The organism is Luteibacter sp. W1I16 (assembly GCF_050434905.1).
Taxonomy (GTDB): domain Bacteria; phylum Pseudomonadota; class Gammaproteobacteria; order Xanthomonadales; family Rhodanobacteraceae; genus Luteibacter.
In genome coordinates this window covers 2,266,803-2,286,739 of the sequence record NZ_JBNDJJ010000001.1, presented here as the reverse complement: position 1 = coordinate 2,286,739, position 19,937 = coordinate 2,266,803, and the positions used below count along the sequence as shown (strand labels likewise).

General features: G+C 64.8%; 15 protein-coding genes and 1 pseudogene. 7 read left to right on the top strand and 9 right to left on the bottom strand.

Annotated features, from left to right (window positions below):
- Nucleotides 1-72 precede the first annotated feature (72 nt).
- The 7 genes and pseudogenes from QFZ41_RS10170 to QFZ41_RS10140 all read left to right on the top strand — a co-directional run.
- On the top strand, nt 73-3,114 hold the full coding sequence (locus tag QFZ41_RS10170) for a TonB-dependent receptor (protein WP_429198656.1): 3,042 nt from the start codon (nt 73-75) through the stop codon (nt 3,112-3,114).
- 105 nt (nt 3,115-3,219) lie between these two features.
- On the top strand, nt 3,220-4,737 hold the full coding sequence (locus QFZ41_RS10165) for a tryptophan halogenase family protein (RefSeq protein WP_429198655.1): 1,518 nt from the start codon (nt 3,220-3,222) through the stop codon (nt 4,735-4,737).
- Nucleotides 4,738-4,854: 117 nt separating this feature from the next.
- Nucleotides 4,855-6,336, top strand: coding sequence for a glucoamylase family protein (locus QFZ41_RS10160; RefSeq protein WP_429198654.1), 1,482 nt, complete (start codon nt 4,855-4,857; stop codon nt 6,334-6,336).
- Nucleotides 6,330-7,622, top strand: coding sequence for a sugar ABC transporter substrate-binding protein (locus tag QFZ41_RS10155; RefSeq protein ID WP_429198653.1), 1,293 nt, complete (start codon nt 6,330-6,332; stop codon nt 7,620-7,622). The genes QFZ41_RS10160 and QFZ41_RS10155 overlap by 7 nt, the downstream gene beginning before the upstream one ends.
- Nucleotides 7,619-8,497: a carbohydrate ABC transporter permease gene (locus QFZ41_RS10150; protein ID WP_429198652.1), complete on the top strand. Its 879-nt coding sequence runs from the start codon at nt 7,619-7,621 to the stop codon at nt 8,495-8,497. The genes QFZ41_RS10155 and QFZ41_RS10150 overlap by 4 nt, the downstream gene beginning before the upstream one ends.
- Nucleotides 8,494-9,315 carry a carbohydrate ABC transporter permease gene (locus QFZ41_RS10145; protein ID WP_306848624.1) on the top strand — a complete coding sequence of 274 codons (822 nt, stop codon included), beginning with the start codon at nt 8,494-8,496 and terminating at the stop codon, nt 9,313-9,315. Before QFZ41_RS10150 ends, QFZ41_RS10145 begins: the two co-directional genes overlap by 4 nt.
- 2,339 nt (nt 9,316-11,654) lie before the next feature.
- Nucleotides 11,655-12,257 (top strand): annotated as a pseudogene (locus QFZ41_RS10140) (discoidin domain-containing protein); the annotation flags it as partial.
- A 164-nt stretch (nt 12,258-12,421) separates the two neighbouring features.
- On the opposite strand, the gene QFZ41_RS10135 reads toward QFZ41_RS10140, so the two are convergent.
- From QFZ41_RS10135 to QFZ41_RS10095, 9 genes are all read right to left on the bottom strand, one after another.
- A complete protein-coding gene (locus QFZ41_RS10135) occupies nt 12,422-12,778 on the bottom strand; it encodes a hypothetical protein (RefSeq protein WP_429198651.1) in 357 nt (118 codons plus the stop codon).
- 93 nt (nt 12,779-12,871) lie between these two features.
- On the bottom strand, nt 12,872-13,555 hold the full coding sequence (locus QFZ41_RS10130; protein WP_429198650.1) for an HAD family hydrolase: 684 nt from the start codon (nt 13,553-13,555) through the stop codon (nt 12,872-12,874).
- A 65-nt stretch (nt 13,556-13,620) separates the two neighbouring features.
- Nucleotides 13,621-14,451 (bottom strand): pirin family protein, encoded by an 831-nt coding sequence (locus tag QFZ41_RS10125; protein ID WP_429198649.1) that lies wholly within the window; start codon nt 14,449-14,451, stop codon nt 13,621-13,623.
- A gap of 90 nt (nt 14,452-14,541) precedes the next feature.
- Nucleotides 14,542-15,213, bottom strand: a complete 672-nt coding sequence (locus QFZ41_RS10120; protein WP_429198648.1) for a YecA family protein — start codon at nt 15,211-15,213, stop codon at nt 14,542-14,544.
- On the bottom strand, nt 15,210-15,977 hold the full coding sequence (gene xth / locus QFZ41_RS10115) for an exodeoxyribonuclease III (RefSeq protein ID WP_429198647.1): 768 nt from the start codon (nt 15,975-15,977) through the stop codon (nt 15,210-15,212). Before xth ends, QFZ41_RS10120 begins: the two co-directional genes overlap by 4 nt.
- A 57-nt stretch (nt 15,978-16,034) precedes the next feature.
- Nucleotides 16,035-18,080, bottom strand: a complete 2,046-nt coding sequence (locus tag QFZ41_RS10110) for a M3 family metallopeptidase (protein ID WP_429198646.1) — start codon at nt 18,078-18,080, stop codon at nt 16,035-16,037.
- 94 nt (nt 18,081-18,174) lie between these two features.
- Nucleotides 18,175-18,708 (bottom strand): gamma carbonic anhydrase family protein, encoded by a 534-nt coding sequence (locus QFZ41_RS10105; protein ID WP_429198645.1) that lies wholly within the window; start codon nt 18,706-18,708, stop codon nt 18,175-18,177.
- 37 nt (nt 18,709-18,745) lie between these two features.
- The gene (locus QFZ41_RS10100; protein ID WP_429198644.1) at nt 18,746-19,042 is read right to left on the bottom strand and encodes a hypothetical protein; all 297 of its coding nucleotides are present in this window, start codon (nt 19,040-19,042) and stop codon (nt 18,746-18,748) included.
- A gap of 65 nt (nt 19,043-19,107) precedes the next feature.
- On the bottom strand, nt 19,108-19,641 hold the full coding sequence (locus QFZ41_RS10095; protein WP_429198643.1) for an energy transducer TonB: 534 nt from the start codon (nt 19,639-19,641) through the stop codon (nt 19,108-19,110).
- Nucleotides 19,642-19,937 lie beyond the last annotated feature (296 nt).

Below are 19,937 nucleotides of genomic sequence, written 5' to 3'. Positions count from 1 at the left end.
GACCACCGCGATACGACAGCCATGTCGACTCCGTGGATCACACACATAGAAAATATTTGGGAGAGGGGAACAATGAAAGCCTCGATGCAGTTGAAGAAGAAGATTCTCGCCGGCGTCATCACCGCGACCGTCGCCGCCGCGGTGGTATCGCCGCCGGTGTTCGCGCAGTCCGCCAACGCGACCCTTCGCGGCAAGGCGTCGCCGGGCGCGAACGTCACCGCGTTCAATCCGCAGACGGGCCTGACCCGCCACGCCAAGGCCGGCGCGGATGGCATGTACATCATCAACGGCCTGCCGCCGGCGACGTACAAGGTCGACGCGGGTCCCGGCACCGAACAGACGGTGACTGTCACCGTCGCTTCGACCGCGACGCTGAATCTCGCCGCCGCCGCTCCCGCCGCTGGCGACGTCACCGCCAACGCGGCGAACGCCGCATCGCTGGAAGGCGTGACGGTGAGCGCGACGACGCTGACCGAGGTGAGGACGCCCGAAGTCGCCAAGACGATCTCGCTGCGCCAGATCCAGACCATTCCGCAGGTGTCGCGCAACTTCCTCGAATTCGCTGACACGGTGCCGGGCATGGTGTTCAGCGTCGATGCGCAGGGTCATACCTCGCTGCGCGGCGGTGCGCAGAACAACAGCTCCGTCAACGTCTTCATCGACGGCGTGGGCCAGAAGAGCTACGTAAAGGAAGGCGGCGTCGCCGGCCAGGTCAACAGCCAGGGCAACCCGTTCCCGCAGCTGGCCATCGGTGAATACAAGGTCATCACCAGCAACTACAAGGCCGAGTACGACCAGGTCTCGTCGGCCGCGATCACGGCGGAGACGAAGTCGGGCACGAACGAGTTCCACGGTGAAGTGTTCGATACCTATACGTCGGACAAGTACCGCAGCCGCACCCCTGCCGAGGAAGACGGCGACAAGGCGCGCTCATTCGAGAAGGAATACGGTTTCGCTCTCGGCGGCCCGATCATCAAGGACAAGATGCACTTCTTCGTGACCTTCGAGCAGAAGAAGTTCGACACGCCGATCACCGTGACGCCGGGCTCCGATGTGCCCGCGTCCGCCGTCGGCCTGCTTCCGGCGGCCGCGCAGGCCGCACTGGGTCCGGCAAACCTGCCCTTCGATGAAAAGCTATACTTCGGCAAGATCGACTGGGAACTGACCGACCGCGACCGCATCGAGATCAGCACCCAGGTCCGCCGCGAGACCCAGGCCGATAACATCGGCGCGGGCCAGTCGCGCGAGCAGTCCATCACCACCGAGAACCACGACACCCGTGGCACCTTCCGCTGGCAGCACAGTGGTGACTGGTTCTTCAACGAGTTCAAGGCCTCGTACGAGAACTCGTCGAACGACCCCCTGCCGCTGAATTATGGCAACGGTTACAACTACACGTGGCGCCCGAACAACGATGCGGCCATCATCGGCATCGGCTCGGCATCGGCACTGGCCACCCAGATCAAGGGCCAGGAAGGTCCGATGATCTCGGACGATTTCACCTTCAACGACCTCACCTGGCACGGCGACCATGTCGTCAAGGTCGGCTACAAGTACAAGGAAGTCACGCTGCACGCGCAGGACGCGCAGAACACCAACCCGCAGTTCTTCTACAACGTCGATCAGAACGGCACCAACGAACTGCCGTACCGGGCGCAGTTCTCCAATCCCGTCGCCGGCCTGAATTCGATCGCCGAGACCAACAGCAAGCAGTACGGCGCGTACATCCAGGACGACTGGTCGATCAACGACCACCTCATCCTCAACCTCGGTGTGCGTTGGGACAAGGAAAAGACCCCGTCCTACCTCGACTACGTCACGCCGCAGAACGTGATCGACGGCTTCAACTCGCTCGATCCGAATGCCCAGGGCCAGTTCCCGGGCCAGACCTATGCGCAGACGCTGGCCAAGGGCGGCATCGACTACCAGGATTACATCGGCAACGGCCACAACCGCCACGCGCAGAACCAGTGGGCGCCGCGGCTGGGCTTTTCGTACGACCTGTTCGCCGATGAAGCGCACGTCATCCACGGCGGCGCGGGCCGGTCGTACGACCGCAACCTCTACGATTACCTGCAGCTGGAACAGACCAAGTCGGCCCTGCCGTACCAGGAGATCTTCTTCAACATCCCTGGTCGCAGCTGCAACGTCGGTCCGAACACGAATTGCGTGAACTGGGATCCGTCCTACCTCAATGGCCTCGAGAACCTGCAGGCGCTGGTCGCCGGCTCGAACAAGGGCCAGGAGGTCGACATGATGAACAACGACCTGAAGGCTCCGTATTCGGATCAGTTCAGCATCGGCATGTCGAACAAGATCGGCGACTGGAACACGGATGCGACGGTCACACGCGTGCTTTCGTATGACGGTTTCGCCTTCACGCTCGGCAACCGCTATCCGGACGGCTCGTTCTTCCAGAACGGTACCCAGCCCTGGAACAACGGCGTACCGGGCTTCGGCTCGATGATCATCGGTAACAACGGCATCCGCACCCGCACGACCCAGGTGCTGCTGTCGGCCGACAAGCCGTATACCCGCGAGTCGGGCTGGAGCGCGAACTTCGCATACACCTATACGCGCGCCAAGCAGAACCGTGACATCAAGGAACATTACTCGTTCGACGAAGCCACGATCCAGGATTACCCGTTCGTCACCTCGAACGCGGCGTCCAAGCATCGCTTCGTGGCGACCGGCTCGCTGGACGGCCCGTGGGGCTTCACCTTCTCGGCGAAGCTGACCCTCGCGACGCCGCTGCCCTGGAACGGTACGTATGGGTATGGCTCGCCGTACATCTTCCCGACCGGCGAAGCCAATCGTCCTGGCGCATTCACGCCGCCGGGTTCGAAGTTCCTCGTCGGCGGCAAGATCTGGGGTTATCGCGACATCGACTTCCAGGCCACGAAGGACTTCGTGCTCAACGAAAACGACCAGACGAAGTTCTACATCCGCTTCGACATACTGAACGTCTTCAACTGGAAGAACCTGGTCGACTACAACACGAACTTCGGCGCCAACGGCATCCCGGCGATGGGAACGCCGGTCGTGTTCAACAAGAAGGGCAACATCCAGTTCGTGCCCCGTACCGCCCGCTTCACGGCTGGCTTCAAGTTCTAAGCGCTCCAGCGGCGCATCCGGCACGCATGGCCGGGTGCGCCGTATTTGGCGCCCGCGCGTCTCCCCGCGGGCGCATTTCTTAGCCCCTGCACCAGCGGTCCAGCGATGAACAACGGCATCACCCATATCGTCGTCGTCGGTGGAGGCACCGCCGGCTGGATGGCGGCATCCGCGCTGGCGCGCGTGCTCGGCCGGAAGGCGGCCGTCCGGCTTGTCGAGTCCGACGAGATCGGCATCGTCGGTGTCGGTGAAGCCACCGTTCCGCACATCAAGCTGTTCAACAACCTGCTGGGGCTGAACGAAGCCGACTTCGTCGCCCGCACGCAGGGCACGTTCAAGCTCGGCATCCAGTTCCGTGACTGGGGCAGGCTGGGCGATTCCTATATCCACGGATTCGGCGTGATGGGCCACGACATCGGCCTGACGCCATTCCATCAGTTCTGGCTCAAGGGCCGGCAGGCGGGCCACGCCGCCGACCTGGGCGACTATTCCGTCAATACCGTTGCCGCCATCCGCGGCAAGTTCATGCCCGCGCCGGTCGATGTACCCGCGAGCAATCCCCTCGGTGGCATCGCCTACGCGTATCACTTCGACGCGTCGCTCTATGCCCGTTACCTGCGCGAATACGCGGAAGCGCGCGGGGTTCGGCGCAGCGAAGGCAAGGTGCACAACGTCGAGTTGCATCCGGAGTCGGGCCATGTCGCCGCGGTGCTGCTCGCCGACGGCGAGCGTGTCGAAGGCGACCTCTTCATCGACTGCTCGGGGTTTCGTGGGCTGCTCATCGAAGGCGCCCTAGCATCCGGTTACGAGGACTGGAGCCACTGGCTTCCATGCGACCGCGCATTGGCCGTACCGTGCGTGCGCGTGGAGGCACCGACGCCTTATACGCGTTCGACGGCACGTGAAGCGGGGTGGCAATGGCGCATTCCGCTGCAACATCGCACCGGCAACGGCTACGTGTATTCCAGCCGTCATATCAGCGATGACGAGGCGGCCGCGACGCTTCTGGCGAACCTCGATGGCGAACCTCTCGCGGACCCGCGTCCGCTACGCTTCGTCACCGGCATCCGGAAGAAGGCGTGGAACAGGAACGTAGTGTCGCTCGGTCTCGCCAGCGGTTTCATGGAACCGTTGGAGTCGACCAGCATCCATATGATCCAGGCCGGCATTTCGAAGCTGTTGCAGCTCTTCCCGTCCGATGGCGTGATGGACCCGGTGCTGGTCGACCGCTACAACGCGCAGACCCGCTTCGAGGCGGAGCGCATCCGCGATTTCCTGATCCTGCATTACAAGGCCACCACCCGCGACGACTCACCGTTCTGGAACGATTGCAGGAACATGTCGATTCCGGCTTCGTTGCAGGAGAACATCGACCTGTTCCGCCACAGTGGCCGCTTCTTCCGCACCGCCGAGGAAATGTTCGCCGTGGTCAGCTGGATCCAGGTGATGATCGGCCAGGGCATCATGCCGAAGGGTTACGATCCGTTGGTCGATCAGATGCCCGATGAGGATATTCCCAGGTTTCTCGCCAGCATCCGCGACGTCGTCTCGAAGAACGTTGACCTGATGCCCACCCACCAACAGTTCATCGACCGCGAATGCCGCGCACCGCAGGTGGTGTGATGGCCTCCGCGATTGCCAGGGGACGAGCCGGTACGTATGGTTCCCTTTCGACCAAGGCCCTCCGGGGCCTTTCTCCGACCCTCTGGCGTAAACGTTTACACAGCTAGGATCCGCGTCATGCAAGCCAAAACGACAAAGCGACTCTCCCTCGCCCTCGGTGTCGTCCTCGCCATCGCCACGCCGTTGGCCATGGCGGAGAAGGAAACGCCCAAGCCGAAGCGCGCAACCGCGGTGGCCATCAAAGACGTCCACCCCGTGCCGCCGATGATCGCGGATCTGGAGAAGCGCACATTCCAGTGGTTCTGGGACAGTGCCAACCCGTCCAACGGCCTCATCCCCGACCACTACCCGACCAACTCCTTCGCCTCGATCGCCTCGGTGGGCTTCGGCCTCACCGCGTATGGCGTCGGCGTGGAGCGTGGCTACATCACGCGCGAACAGGCGGTCGACCGCACGCTGGCGACGTTGCGTTTCTTCCACGACGCGCCGCAGAACGATTCCGAAGACGGCGCGACCGGCTACCACGGCTTCTTCTATCACTTCCTCAACATGGAAACCGGCAAGCGTCACGATCGCTGGGTGGAGGTGTCCACCGTCGACACGACGCTGTTGCTCGGCGGCGTGCTGTTCGCGCAGAGCTACTACGACCGCGACGATGCGAAGGAAAAAGAGATCCGCAGCCTCGCCGACGATATCTATCGCCGCGTGGAATGGACCTGGGCACAGAACCACAAGCCGCTGATCAGCATGGGCTGGACGCCGGGCGGCAAGGAGATCCCGCACGATTGGGCCGGTTACAACGAAGGCATGCTCGTGTACATCATGGCCCTCGGTTCACCCACCCACCCGGTCGGCGAAGACGCGTGGGCCGCCTGGACGAAGACCTACGACAAGACCTGGGGCGAGTTCCACGGACAGACCTTCCTCAACTTCGCACCGCTGTTCGGGCACCAGTACAGCCATACATGGGTCGACTTCCGCGGCATCCGCGATGCCTGGAGCCGCGCGCACGACCTCGACTACTTCGAGAACAGCCGCCGCGCCACGTATTCGCAGCAGGCTTATGCGGTAGCCAATCCCGGTGGCTGGACCGGCTATGGCAAGAACGTCTGGGGCCTCACCGCCAGCAACGGCCCCGGCGGGCTGATCGTGAAGCAGGGCGACAAGGAGCGCACGTTCGCCGGCTATACCGCGCGTGGTGCGGGTCTCGACTACATCTCCGACGATGGCACCATCGTGCCGACCGCCGCTGGCGGTTCCATCGCCTTCGCTCCAGAGATCGTTATCCCCGCGCTGGAGGAGATGAAGAAGAAGTACGGCCAGTACATCTATACGAAGTACGGCTTCGTCGACGCCTTCAATCTCAGCTTCCACACGCAGACGGAACTGCGCACCGGCAGGCTGGTACCCGGCTTCGGCTGGGCCGATACGGTGCATCTGGGCATCGACCAGGGGCCGATCGTGCTGATGATCGAGAACTACCGTAGCGAGTTCGTCTGGAACGTGATGAAGAAGAACCCGTATATCCGCAAGGGCCTCGAGCGTGCCGGCTTCACCGGTGGCTGGCTCGATGCCGATACGGAAGCCAACCTATGGTGAAGCGCGTGACGCGCGTCCTGCGTGTAACGCTGGCATGGGCGCTTGCCGTTGCCGGGGTCGCTGGCTGCGCTAAGCAGGAAGAGGGCACGCGGACCTTGCAGTTCTGGACGATCGGCCGCGAGGGCGAGGCCGTGGCGAAGCTGCTGCCCGACTTCGAGGCCGAGCATCCGGGGCTGCATGTCGAAATACAGCAGCTGCCGCTCACCGCCGCGCACCAGAAGCTGCTCACCGCCTACGCCGGCGACTCGACGCCGGACATCACGCAGCTGGGCAATACGTGGATTCCGGAGATGGTGGCGCTTGGCGCACTCGAACCGCTCGATGCGCGTGTCGCAGGCTCGAAGGTCGTCGACCGCGACGATTACTTCCCCGCCATCTGGTCGACCAATGTCATCGACGGCACGCTCTATGGCGTGCCCTGGTACGTGGATACCCGCCTGCTTTTCTACCGCAAGGACCTGCTCGCCAAGGTAGGCTACGACCACCCGCCACGCGACTGGAACGAATGGCAGGCGATGATGGCCCGGCTGGCCCAGCCGCCAGGCAAGGCCTATGGGGTGTTGTTGCCGACCAACGAGTTCGAGCAACTGCTGGCGCTGGCCTTGCAGCAGGACGATCCGTTGCTGCGCGACGACGGACGCTACGGCAACTTCCGCAGCCCCGGATTCAAGAAGGCGCTGGCCTTCTACGTCTCCATGTTCAAGGACCAGCAGGCACCGATGATGACCAACGTCGGCATCGGCAATCCCTGGGCCGCGTTCGGCCAGGGCTTCTATGCGTTCTATCTTTCCGGCCCGTGGAATATCGGCGAATTCCGCAAGCGCCTGCCGCCCGAACAACAGGGCGAGTGGAGCACGGTGGCGCTGCCGGGCCCGAACGGCCCGGGCGCGTCGAACGCGGGCGGCTCCAGCCTGGTGATCTACCGGGCGTCGAAGCACAAGGACGATGCCTGGGCGCTCATCGAGTTCCTGTCCCGCCCGGCGATCCAGGCGCGGTTCTATGAAATCCTGGGCGACATGCCGCCGCGCCGTTCCTCGTGGCTGGCACCCGCCCTGAAGGACGACGACAAGGCCACTGCGTTCCGCGACCAGTTGGAACGCGTGAAGCCCACGCCGCCCGTCGCCGAGTGGGAGCGCATCGTCACCGAGATGCAACTGGTCGCGGCGCAGGCCGCGCACGGCGATCTCACGATCGACCAGGCCGCCGAGGAAATCGACCGGCGCGCCGACCGTCTCCTGGAAAAACGCCGCTGGATGCTGGACCACGGCCACAAGGCAACACCATGAATACCACCCGTGCCGCCTGGCTCTTCGTCACCCCCGCGCTGATCATCCTCGGGCTGTTCTTCCTGCTGCCGGTCGTCGCGGCATTGTTCCTGTCCGTCACCGATTACGACCTCTACGCGCTGGCGGACATCCGCAACCTGCGTTTCGTCGCCCTGCAGAACTACTGGTCGCTGCTGCAGCGTCCGCTGTTCTGGTCGGCGTTGGGGCATACCGTCTACTTCGTGGTGGTGGGCGTGCCGTTGTCGCTGATCGCCTCGCTCGGGGCGGCGATGCTCCTCAATTCACCCCTGGCCCGTTTCAAGCCGTTTTTCCGCACCGCGTTGTTCGCCCCCGTGGTCACGACCGTGGTGGCCGTCGCGGTGATCTGGCGGTATCTGTTCAACACCAAGTACGGCCTGATCAACTACGTGCTCGACTCCATCGGCATGCCCACCGTGGACTGGCTCGGCGATCCGCACTGGGCGATGCCCACCATCATCCTCTTCGCCGTGTGGAAGAACTTCGGCTACAACATGATCATCTTCATGGCCGGCTTGCAGGCGATTCCCGGCGACCTATACGAAGCCGCGCGCATCGATGGCGCCTCGGCCATCGCGCAGTTCCGCCACATCACGTTGCCGATGCTGAAACCCACCATGGTGATGGTCAGCATCCTCACCGTCTCGGGTTACTTCCAGTTGTTTGCCGAGCCCTATGTGATGACCGAGGGCGGGCCGCTGCAAAGCACCACCTCTGTGCTGTACCTGATGTACGAGGAAGGCTTCAAGTGGTGGAACCTTGGCTCGGCTTCGGCGGTGGCCTTCATCCTGTTCGTGATCATGTTCGTGGTCACCGCCGCGATGCTTCGGCTGTCGAAGCAGGGAGAAGCGGCATGAGCCCCCGCATGGCGAAAGCCCTCATCAACGGTCTGCTGATCGGCGGCGCCGCGATCGCCATCGCGCCGTTGCTCTACATGGTCTCGGTGTCCTTCATGCCGCAGGGACAGGCCAGCTCGCTACCGCCGCCGGTACTACCCACGCACGCGACGCTGGACAACTACCGGCAGCTCTTCCTCAACGCCGGCATGGGCCGCTACCTGTTCAACAGCCTGCTGATCTCCACGGCGATCACGGTGATCTCGCTCGCCTTCAACCTGATGGCCGGCTATGCCTTCGCCAAGCTGGAATTCAAGGGGCGGCAGCGTCTCTTCCAGGTGTTGCTCGGCGCGCTGGTGATCCCCGCGCAGGTGGCGATGCTGCCGTTGTTCCTGCTGCTGAAGTACATGGGCCTGGTGAACACCTATGGCGCGGTGATCGTGCCCGCGCTGGCGACGATCTTCGGCATCTTCCTCGTCCGCCAGTACGCCAGCGGCATTCCGGACGACCTGATGGAAGCCGCGCGCATCGACGGGGCAGGCGAGTTCCGCATCTTCGCCACCATCGTGATGCCCTTGCTCAAGCCGATCATGGTCACGCTCGCGATCTTCACCTTCCTCGCCGCGTGGAACGACTTCATGTGGCCGTTGATCGCGCTGACCGGACAGGAGCATTACACCCTGCCCATCGCACTGGCGTCGCTATCGCGAGAACATGTGCAGGACAGCGAGCTGATGATGGCCGGCTCGGTCGTGACCATCCTGCCGGTGCTGGTGCTGTTCCTCGCCTTGCAGCGCTACTACCTGGAAGGCCTGCTGCTGGGTAGCGTCAAGGGCTGAGCATGATGCAGAACCACACCGATGATGCCTCTCCCATGTGCGTCACCCTGGCAGGGACCTCACTTGTGGGAGCCGCTTCAGCGGCGATCCCGCGGCAGCGGGCCAGTGTGAGGCAAGCACCCATCGCCGCTGAAGCGGCTCCCACAAGAGCGATGGCGGCTTCCATGGGGCTGAGCGGGACATTGTTCGCGCTATTCATCGTGGGCGCCTCCGTTGCTGCTTCGGCTACAGCGGCTACAGCAGCTACATCCTCGGCGTCCTCGGCTCCGAAGGTGCTCGACAACTTCGATTCGACCAACGGCTGGCAGGCGACGCACACCGACGACGTCTCCGCCACGCTTCGCACCGTCCCCGGAAAGACCGGGCAGGCAATCTGCCTCGACTACGATTTCAACGGCGTATCCGGCGCGGCCTCCATCCGCAAGACACTACCCATCGATTTTCCCGATGGTTTCGCGCTGAGCTTCGACGTGCGCGGAAACATGCCACCGAACACCTTGCAGCTCAAGCTGATCGACGACAGCGGCGACAACGTATGGTGGTTCCAGAAGCCGTCCTTCGTTCCGCGCGATGCCTGGCAGACGATCGAAGCCACGAGCCGGCAAGTGGAGTTCGCCTGGGGTCCGGTGAAGGACCGGACGCTGCGACACGCGCGCGATGTGGAGTTCATGATCTACGCCGAGGCCCAGCCCAACACCAACAACGGTGAGGTGTGCTTCGACAACCTTCGTCTTGTTGCACGTAAACCCGAAGCCGTGCCCGCTCCACCGCCCACGCCCAATGCGATCTTCGAATCGCGCGCGAAGCAGGTACGCCGCGGTCTCTATCCGCGCGGCTTCTCCGGCGAACAGTCCTACTGGACGATCGTCGGCGTGGATGGCGGGAGCCGCGACTCGGCGCTGATCTCCGAGGACGGAGCCGTCGAAGTGACGCGCGGTGGCTTCTCGATCGAGCCATTCCTTATCGATGGCCGGAAGCTCGTCACCTGGGCCGACGTGAAGACAAGCCAGTCGCTGCGCGACGCGTATCTTCCCATGCCTTCCGTGCATTGGCAGGCGGGCGAACTCGCGCTCACGACCAGCGCCTTCGCGCAGGGCCCGGCGGGTGCGTCGCAGCTGGTGGTGAGCTACCGCGTGGAGAACAGCGGCGACACGGCCCGCGACGTCACGCTGGCCCTCGCGGCGCGACCGTTCCAGGTCAATCCCCCCACGCAGTTCCTCAATGCGCCCGGCGGCATCAGCCGTATCGACGACCTGGCATGGGACGGCACGGCGCTCACCGTCAATGGCACGCGCAAGGTGATCCCCTTGCAGACGACGTCCGCATTCATCGCCAGCGCCCATCGTCCGGCCACCTTGAGCGAACGACTGGATGCGGGCGAACGGCCGTCGACGAAGTCGCTGCATGACGAGGACGGATTCGCCCAGGGCGCGATGCTCTATGAATTGCACGTGCCCGCGCATGGCCACGTGGACCTGGGCGTCGTCGTTCCGGTGAAACCGGACGAACGCGTCCCGATGCCGAAAGACGCCGCGCGTTGGCTCACCGATCATGCGGATGCGGTCGCCGCGTCGTGGCGCGACAAGCTGGATCGCGTGACGGTCACCGTACCCGGCATGGCACGTCCGATCGTCGACACGATGAAGAGCGGCATCGCACAGATCCTGATGTCTCGCGACGGTCCGGCCTTGCAGCCGGGTACCCGCTCTTACTCGCGAACATGGGTCCGCGACGGCGCGATGATGCTCGAAGGTCTGCTGCGTACCGGCCATGAAGACGTGGCCTCTGAATTCATCCGCTGGTACGCCCCGCATCAGTTCTCCAACGGCAAGGTGCCGTGCTGCGTCGACGCGCGTGGCTCCGACCCCGTGCCCGAGAACGACAGCCACGGCGAACTGATCTTCAGCGTCGCGGAGCTCTGGCGCTATACGCGCGATCGCGCGACGGTGGAGGCGTTGTATCCCCATGTACGCAAGGCAGTCGCCTATATGGATGGACTCCGTGCGAGCGAACGCGTGCCGTCGCGACTGGAGGGACCGGACCGTGCTCTTTACGGACTGATGCCCGCGTCGATCAGTCACGAGGGCTATTCGGCCAAGCCGATGCATTCGTACTGGGACGACTTCTGGGCGCTTAAGGGGTACGACGACGCCGTGGAACTCGCGCAGGCACTTCGCCAGCCGGAAGATGCGAGGCGCTTCGCCGCGTCGCGCGACCAGTTCCGTGGCGACGTGCACGCGTCCATCGCCGCGGCGGTGAAGGCCAAGGGCATCGACTTCATCCCCGGCTCGGCGGAACTCGGGGATTTCGATGCCACGTCGACCACCATCGCGCTGTCTCCGGGTGGCGAGCAGTCGCGTCTACCGAAAGCCTTGGTCGAAAACACCTTCGAGAAATACTGGCGTGGCTTCGCCGCCCGCCGTGATGGAAAGACCGCCTGGAAGGATTACACACCGTACGAACTGCGTACGATCGCCAGCTTCATCCGCCTCGGCTGGCGCGACCGGCTCGATGAACTCGTCGCTTTCTTCTTCGCCGATCGCCGTCCCGCCGCATGGAACCAGTGGGCCGAAGTGGTCGGCCGCGATCCGCGTGAACCGCGTTTCGTGGGCGACATGCCGCATGCGTGGATCGCCTCGGACTATGTGCGCTCGGCCCTGGACATGTTCGCGTACGACCGTGAATCCGACGGCGCCCTCGTGATCGCCGCCGGCGTGCAGCCTGGCTGGCTGGAAGGCGAGGGCGTAGCGATCCGCGACCTTCGTACGCCGTACGGACGGTTCGGTTACACGCTGAAGGCCAGGGGCGGGGAAGCGATGCTCGAGATCACGCAGCCGGTGGACGTTCCGGGTGGCGTCGTTCTTTCGCTGCCGTCGGGTGAGGTGAAGGTGCCGGCGGGAGCCAAGCACTTGCGGGCGAAGCTCTTGCCGGCCCGGCGATAGCTTCCGGGCTTCGAATTCGCGGCCCTGGTCACTGCTCTTGTGGGAGCCGCTTCAGCGGCGATGGGTGCTTGCTCCGGACTGGCCCGCTGCCGCGGGATCGCCGACAGGGTCGGCTCCCACCAGGGCGAGGCTAGCCAGGTGGGAGCCGACCCTGCCGGCGATGCCTAGTGCGTCGCCACTCGGGTGCGCAAAAGCGCATCGACCGCCTGTTGCCACTCGGCCGAGCCCGGCGAGGCCTGCGGGGCTTCCTGTCCCAGCTTCGTATTCACCGCCCGGTTCCACTCGTCGGACCCCGGCGTGGGCCCATGCCCGTCATCGCTCACAGCAAGAGTCTTGTCGACCCAGGCGAGCCATTCGGGCGAGCCCAGGGCAGGGTTGGCGGGCGCCGTCTTGCCCGGTGCGGGTGACGCGGCCGTGGACGCGGCGGCAGGCGAGGCCTCGGGCGCGGGAGGCTCGGAGTGCGAGCAGGCCGCGATGATGAACGCGGCGGTCAACGGAATGACGGTGAGCAAAAAGCGCATGTGCAATGAAATCCTCGCGACGCGTATGGGTGCGATCCTACGAACCCTTCCCCGTCCGGCGCCTAAACGCCCCGGGGAACTTGTTGAATCCGTTCAGCTTCGCGCTGCGACTTCGTCGATATGTCGGAGCAGGTCGGCCGGGTCCTCGAACACGCGGTAGGCGCCCGCCCGCTCGAGTTCGTTCTCTCCGTAACCCCCGGAGAGCAAGCCAATGCCCAGTGCCCTGGCCCGCTGGGCGGCGAGCATATCCCAGATCGCATCGCCGATGACCATGGCGTCGCGGATGTCGGTCCCCAGCCGTTCGGCGGCGGTGACGAAGAGATCCGGGTCGGGCTTCGCATGCCGCACCTGGTCACGGGTCACCACCGGCACGGTATTCGGGTCGACGCCGAGGGCAGCGATATTGTGCGCCGCCGTCTCCATGCGCCCGCTGGTGGCGATGGCCCAGGGAATCCTGGCGTCCGTGAGCCACTTCAACAGTTCGACCGCCCCCGGCAACGGCTTCACGGCACCGGCCTCCGCCAGCCGGCCATAGGCGGCGGCATGGTTACGGCGAAGGCGGTCGATACGGTCCGGCGTGATCTCGGTCTGCGTCTCGCGCAGCAGGATGTCGGTGAACAAGCCACCGCTCATGCCGATCTTGCGATGAATCCGCCACACGGAAAGGTCGATCCCCTCCATGTCGAGCGATTCCTTCCATGCAAGCACGTGCTGGTAAACGCTGTCGACGAGCGTGCCGTCGAGGTCGAAGAGGAAGGCATGCTTTTGTCTGGACATGCCCGGCAGGGTACGGCGGCAAGGGCGAATCTGACAACCGCCCTCACCATTACCCTGCTCTTACGTCAGAACTTGCCCGCGCGAAAGTCCGCGATGGCCTCGTGAATCTGCGCCGGCGTATTCATCACGAACGGGCCGTAACGCGCGACCGGCTCAGCGAGCGGACGACCGGCGACGAAGAGGACCCGGGCATGTGCCTCGGCGGCGAAGCTCACGGTGTGGCCCTTCGACAGTACGGCCAGTTCGCTGCGCGCCAGCGTTTCACCGGCCACCGTCGCGGAGGTGCCGTCGAACACGTAGGCGAACGCACTATGGCCTTCCGGCACGTCGAGTTCGAACCGGGCACCGGCGTCCAGCGAGATGTCGAGATAGATGGGATCGGTGCTGATGCCGGATATCGGCCCTTTCCCGCCGGCGAGCTCACCCGCGACGACGCGCACGGTCACGCCATCGGCGGGCCGCACGACCGGGATGTCGTCCGGGGCGATGTCCTGGTAGCGCGGCGCCACCATCTTGTCGGCGGCGGGCAGGTTCACCCAAAGCTGGAAGCCCCACATAAGGCCTTCTTCCTGCTGCGGCATTTCCGAATGCAGGATGCCCCGGCCGGCGGTCATCCATTGGACGCTGCCCGGACCCAGGTCACCGCGATTGCCATGGTTGTCGCCGTGCCGCATGCGGCCGGCGAGCATGTAGGTCACCGTCTCGAAACCGCGATGGGGATGCTCGGGAAAGCCTTCGATGTAGTCGCCCGCCTGATCCGAACGGAATTCGTCGAGCAACAGGAACGGGTCCAGCATGTCGAGCGCTGGCTGGCCGATGACGCGCTTGAGCTTCACGCCGGCGCCGTCGGCGGTATCCATGCCGCGGACGCGGCGGGTGATGTGGCGATGGGTCATGGCGGGCTCCTTGGTTGCCGCCAAGATGCCGGTTGCGGCGCCCGTCGCCAAGGTGCGCGGCGTGAACGATGCGTTTCGCGAAACGGGGCCTCAGTGCACCCAGTGACCCGAACGCTGCCTGGGCGGCCCGTCCTCGCCTTCCACGCGCGGGCGGGTGAGTGCCTGCAACTCCGCTTCCGTCGGCGGGGTTTCGCGCCAGTAATCGCCCACGGCGTTGAGCACCTCGGGCAGTTGGCCCAGGCATTCGTCGTATTCGTCGTCGGTGAGCTTCTCGAACTCCGCGTCCGCCTGGAGCACGCCCTCGTCAACGGCCAGCGCCATGATGGGGCCGAGCAGTTGCATCAGCGTGGGGTCCTCGGCGAGGCGGGTTTCCCATAGCTGGGCACGCATGTCGATGCCACGGCTGAAACCCTCGCACCAGCCGGCGGCGGAAAGCATCGGGCCTTCCTCGGTGTCGATTTCGCCGAGGATGGGCTCGTAGGCGTCCACGTCGAGTTCCGCGCTGATCGAATCGTTGAGCTTGGCGAGCAACTCGAGCACTCGGTTGCCCTCGTTCTCGTCCTCGAAGGCGTCGTGCAGTACCTCGTGCAGCCACTCTTCGGGCTTCACCTCGAGGGGACCGATCGCGACGGCCGAGAGCAGGCCGTGCACGCCATCGAGCATGAGGTCGCCGTCGCTACCGTGCGCGCGCAGGTAGGTATCGAGTTCTTCGAGCTCCCTGTCGTCGAGGGAACTTGGCCATTCGGACTTCGGTGTATTCAAAGGTTCAACTCCAACGCGACGGGCGCGTGGTCGGACGGTTGCTCCCACTTGCGCGGTCCCTTGTCGATGATCGACGAGGTCGCGAGGGATTTGAGCGCATCGCTGATCAAAATGAGGTCGATCCGCAGCCCCATGTTGCGGCGGAAGGCCGCCTGACGGTAGTCCCACCAACTGAAGATGCCGGCATCTTCGGTGAAAAGCCGGAAACTGTCATGAAGACCCACATCGAGCAGGGCCTGCAAGGCAGCGCGCTCGGGCGGCGAACAGAAGATGTCCTCGCCCCAGGCGACCGGGTCGTAGACGTCGCGGTCATCGCGGCAGATGTTGAAGTCGCCGAGCACGACGAGTTTGGGATGCCGGGCGATCTGGGCTTCGAGGAAATCGCGCACGCGCGCCAGCCAGTGCAGCTTATACGTGTACTTTTCGTCGCCCAGCGCCTTGCCATTGACGACGTAGAGGTTCACCACGCGGATGTCACCCACGGTCGCGGCAAGGATGCGCCGCTGGGGGTCGTCGAGGCCCTCGATATCGGTCACGACATCGCCGATCTCCTCCTTGGCGAGGATGGCGACGCCGTTATAGGTCTTCTGCCCGGAAAACACGGCCCGGTAACCCATGGCCGCGATCTCGTCGACGGGAAACTTGTCGTCGGTGACCTTGGTTTCCTGCAACGCGATGATGTCCGGCTGCGCCTCGGCCAGCCACTGCTGGAGGTGGGGCAGGCGGACCTTGAGGGAATTGACGTTCCATGACGCGATCTTCATGGTGCCATTGTAAAGGAAAGCCGTGCGGCGCCTGGGCGCCGCACCGACACGGACCACTCAGCCCAGGCCGTAGCTTTTCAGCAAGGCGCTCGGGTCGGGCTCTCGGCCGCGGAAGGCCTTGAAAGACTCCAGCGCAGGCCGGGTCGCACCCACCGCCAGCACCTCCTTGCGGAAGCGCTCACCCGTGGTGCGGTCGAACACGCCCGCTTCCTCGAAGGCCTCGAAGGCATCGGCGGAAAGCACCTCCGCCCACAGGTAGCTGTAGTAACCGGCCGAATAGCCTCCGGCGAAGATATGCGTGAACGCGTGCGGGAAGCGCTGCCAGGCCGGCGGATGGAGCACCGCGACCTCACGGCGTACTTCTTCCAGCACATCGAGCGCGCGGGCACCCCGGCCCGGGTCGTATTCCAGGTGCAGGCGGAAGTCGAACAGGGCGAACTCCAGCTGGCGGACCAGGAACAGACCCGCATGGAAGTGGCGCGCGTCGAGCATGCGCTGGTAGAGGTCGTCCGGCAGCGGCTCGCCCGTCACGTAGTGCTTCGCGAACGAGCGCAAGGCACCGCGATCCCAGGCGAAGTTCTCCATGAACTGGCTAGGCAGCTCCACGGCGTCCCATTCCACCCCGTCGATGCCGCCCACGGACGGAATGTCCACCTCGGTCAGCATGTGGTGCAAGCCATGGCCGAATTCGTGGAACAGGGTCAGCACGTCGTCATGGGTGAGCAAGGCCGGCGCACCGTCGGTTGGCGGCGGGAAGTTGCAGGTCAGGAAGGCGACGGGCAACTGCAGGTGGTCGCCGTCGCGGAACCGTGAGGCGCAGACGTCCATCCACGCGCCACCGCGCTTGCCCGAGCGAGCGTACAGGTCGAGGTAGGCGCCCGCGAACACCGTGCCATCGGCGTTCTTCAGGTCGTAGTACTTCACGTCCTTGTGCCAGGTGTCGACATCGTCGCGGGGGGCGAAACGGACGCCGTACAGGCGCTCGACCACCATGAAAAGACCGTCGATGGCGGCCGAGGCCGGGAAATACGGCTTGATCTGTTCCTCGTCGATCGCATAGCGCTGCTGGCGCAGGCGCTCGGCGGCGAAAGCGACATCCCACGGCTCGAGGTTGTCGATCTTGAGTTCATCGGTGGCGAAATGGCGCAGTTCGTCGAGCTCCTTACGGGCCACCGGTTTCGCGCGGGCGGCCAGGTCGCGCAGGAACGTGAGCACGCTCTCGGGCGAGGTCGCCATCTTCGTGGCCAGCGATTCTTCGGCCGCGTTGGCGAAACCCAGCAGTCGGGCTGCCTCGTGCCGCAGCGCGACGATCTTTTCGATGCGCGCGGAGTTGTCGAACTTGCCTTTGTCCGGACCCTGGTCGGATGCGCGGGTCTGGTAGGCGTAATAGACCGCCTCGCGCAGTTCACGATTTTCGGCGTAGGTGAGCACGGCCTGCACGCTCGGCTGCTTAAGCGTGACCAGGAAGCCGTCGAGATTTTCCTCGCGGGCGTACTCGCGCAGCACGGCACGGCCCGAGGCGGGAATGCCGGCCAGGTCGCGTTCGTCGGTGATGTGCTTGTGCCAGGCTTCGCTGGCGTCCAGCACCGCGTTGGAAAATTCGGTCGTGAGCTTGGACAGCTCGACGCCGATTTCCCGGAAGCGGCTGCGCGCCGGCTCCTCGAGCGCCACGCCGGACAGGCGGAAATCGCGCAACGCATGTTCCACCGCGGCGCGGCCGGCGACGGGAAGGGCGGCGAAGTCGGGACGATCGGCCACCGCTTGCACGGCGGCGTAGAGATCGCGGTTCTGGCCCACTTCGATGCCGTGATCCGTGAGCTTTTCCTCGGCGGCGCCGTGAACCTTGCGCAGCGCCTCGGAGTCGGCCACCGAATGCAGGTGGCTCACCGGCGCCCAGGCGCGTGCCATCGTCTGGTCGAGGCGTTCCTGGGTGAGGATCACGTGCTCGAAATCGCGGACGCCGCCGGGCGCCGCGATCCGCTCGATGGCGGCGCGCTGCTCGGCGATCAAGGCGTCGATGGCCGGTTCGACGTGCTCCGGCCGGATCGCCGAGAAAGCCGGCAAGCCATTCGGGTCGAGAAGAGGGTTGGTGCTGGTGTCCATCGGGATCTCCTTTCAGGCACCCAGCGTGGTGCCGTGGCCGGCCCAAATCAAGCGGCGGCGCGGCGTGGCGGCCCAGGGCGGGCCGTGTATGGCCTCAAGCGAGGTAATCGTCCTTGAGCCGGACGTAGTTGGCCGCCGAGTAGTACAGCTGCTCCACCTGGGAATCGCTGAGCACGCGCACCCTTCTTGCCGGATTCCCCAACCACAGCTCGCGTTCGCCCACGACCTTGCCCGGGGGAATCAGCGCGCCGGCACCCACGAATCCGTTCTTCTTCACCACGGCGCCGTCCAGCACGGTGGCGTGCATGCCGATCAGGCAACCATCCTCGATGGTGCAGGCGTGGATGATCGCGCCGTGGCCGATAGTGACGTCGGCGCCGATGATCGTCGGGAACCCGCCCGGGCTGTAGGGGCCGTCGTGGGTCACATGGATGATCGCGCCATCCTGCAGGTTGCTGCGGGCCCCGATGCGGATATGGTGCACGTCGCCACGGGCGACGGCCCCCGGCCAGATCGAGACATCGTCGGCCAGTTCGACGTCACCTATGACGGTGGCGGCGGGATCGACGTAGACGCGCGCGCCAAGCCGCGGGAGGACGCCCTTGAAGGGCCGGATGGAAGTGGACATGGCGGAATTGTAGCCGTTCGCGCCATGCCCGCCGGGTTCACATGAACGAACCGCCCACGATGCGGCCTTCCGCATCGAGCTTGGGGAAATAACGGCTGTTGTTCTGGCGCATTTCCCGGGTGGTCATCATGTCGGGCGTCACCAGGATCACATCGGGATAGGCCGCGCGGAACTGTTCCGGCGTGGGCCGGGTGGCGATGAAGGCATCGAACGCCTTCATGTCGGTGACGAAACCGGCGACGGGCTTCGGCTGGGCCGCCGGAGCGGTCTGGCAGGCGGTCACGGCGGCGCCACCGAGGACGGCCAGGAAGAAAAGGGAGGTAAAACGGTTCATGAGGGCTCCTTGCCTGTGCGGAGCCGGGATTATCGCCCCGGCCACCGCCACGTACCATGAACCCGTTAACCGTTACGCCTGCGCATCGCTTCGGCCCGGGCCTCGTCTTCCGCGGTGACCACCTGCTGCTGGGCGTCGAGCTTGGCGCCAAGGATGATCAACGTGTAATTGGTGGGGTCATAGTCGCGTAGCAGCGCGATCTCGCGCCGGGCCTCCTCGAGCTGGCGCCGGTTGATCAGGCGCTCGATCTCCTGCGAGGCGAACGGCAGGGTCTCGCGCAACGCATCCTGTGCGGTCGCGTTGTTCGGTTCGAGCTGGATGACGCTGAGGTAATACTCGTAGGCGTTGTTGCCCTGCGGCGCCACGAGACGGCCTTCGCGGGTGGCCTGGCGGGCGAGGTCGAGCAGGATATCGACGCCCGACGCGCCGGCGTCGCCGGATTCGGCCTGCGCCGGGGACGAGCCATGAGCAGCCATTCCCGCGTCGGCACGGTGCACGCGCAGCGTCGCGAACGCCGCGGCGCCGGCGAGGGCCACGACAACGGCGCCGGCCAGGATGACCACGCGGCGGGGAAGCGTGGCCAGGTTGAACTTGAACATGGGGAAATCCGGGAGAACGACCCGCAACCAGGCCGACCCCCTGTGGCCGGCCCCAGCGGGCCTCACATCTTCCCGCCCGATTGTTGCAAATCCGTGGCGGCCGCCCCGCAAGAACTTCCGTGAAGGTCACGGCCATACGCGGACGCATGGAATGATGCTCTCCATGTTGCGTCGAATATCGGTTCGTTTGGACGGCCAAATGTGAACCCTGTCATGTTCACCATCGCCATTGCGGGTTTACGTTGACCGGGCTGATCGACCTGGTTTGCGGCGTTTAGGGGGAAAGCCTTCGGCAG

Coding starts and splice junctions, on each gene's coding strand:
- QFZ41_RS10170 (WP_429198656.1), top strand. CDS start 73: ATGAAAGCCTCGATGCAGTTGAAGAAGAAGATTCTCGCCGGCGTCATC.
- QFZ41_RS10165 (WP_429198655.1), top strand. CDS start 3,220: ATGAACAACGGCATCACCCATATCGTCGTCGTCGGTGGAGGCACCGCC.
- QFZ41_RS10160 (WP_429198654.1), top strand. CDS start 4,855: ATGCAAGCCAAAACGACAAAGCGACTCTCCCTCGCCCTCGGTGTCGTC.
- QFZ41_RS10155 (WP_429198653.1), top strand. CDS start 6,330: ATGGTGAAGCGCGTGACGCGCGTCCTGCGTGTAACGCTGGCATGGGCG.
- QFZ41_RS10150 (WP_429198652.1), top strand. CDS start 7,619: ATGAATACCACCCGTGCCGCCTGGCTCTTCGTCACCCCCGCGCTGATC.
- QFZ41_RS10145 (WP_306848624.1), top strand. CDS start 8,494: ATGAGCCCCCGCATGGCGAAAGCCCTCATCAACGGTCTGCTGATCGGC.
- QFZ41_RS10135 (WP_429198651.1), bottom strand. CDS start 12,778: ATGCGCTTTTTGCTCACCGTCATTCCGTTGACCGCCGCGTTCATCATC.
- QFZ41_RS10130 (WP_429198650.1), bottom strand. CDS start 13,555: ATGTCCAGACAAAAGCATGCCTTCCTCTTCGACCTCGACGGCACGCTC.
- QFZ41_RS10125 (WP_429198649.1), bottom strand. CDS start 14,451: ATGACCCATCGCCACATCACCCGCCGCGTCCGCGGCATGGATACCGCC.
- xth (WP_429198647.1), bottom strand. CDS start 15,977: ATGAAGATCGCGTCATGGAACGTCAATTCCCTCAAGGTCCGCCTGCCC.
- QFZ41_RS10110 (WP_429198646.1), bottom strand. CDS start 18,080: ATGGACACCAGCACCAACCCTCTTCTCGACCCGAATGGCTTGCCGGCT.
- QFZ41_RS10105 (WP_429198645.1), bottom strand. CDS start 18,708: ATGTCCACTTCCATCCGGCCCTTCAAGGGCGTCCTCCCGCGGCTTGGC.
- QFZ41_RS10100 (WP_429198644.1), bottom strand. CDS start 19,042: ATGAACCGTTTTACCTCCCTTTTCTTCCTGGCCGTCCTCGGTGGCGCC.
- QFZ41_RS10095 (WP_429198643.1), bottom strand. CDS start 19,641: ATGTTCAAGTTCAACCTGGCCACGCTTCCCCGCCGCGTGGTCATCCTG.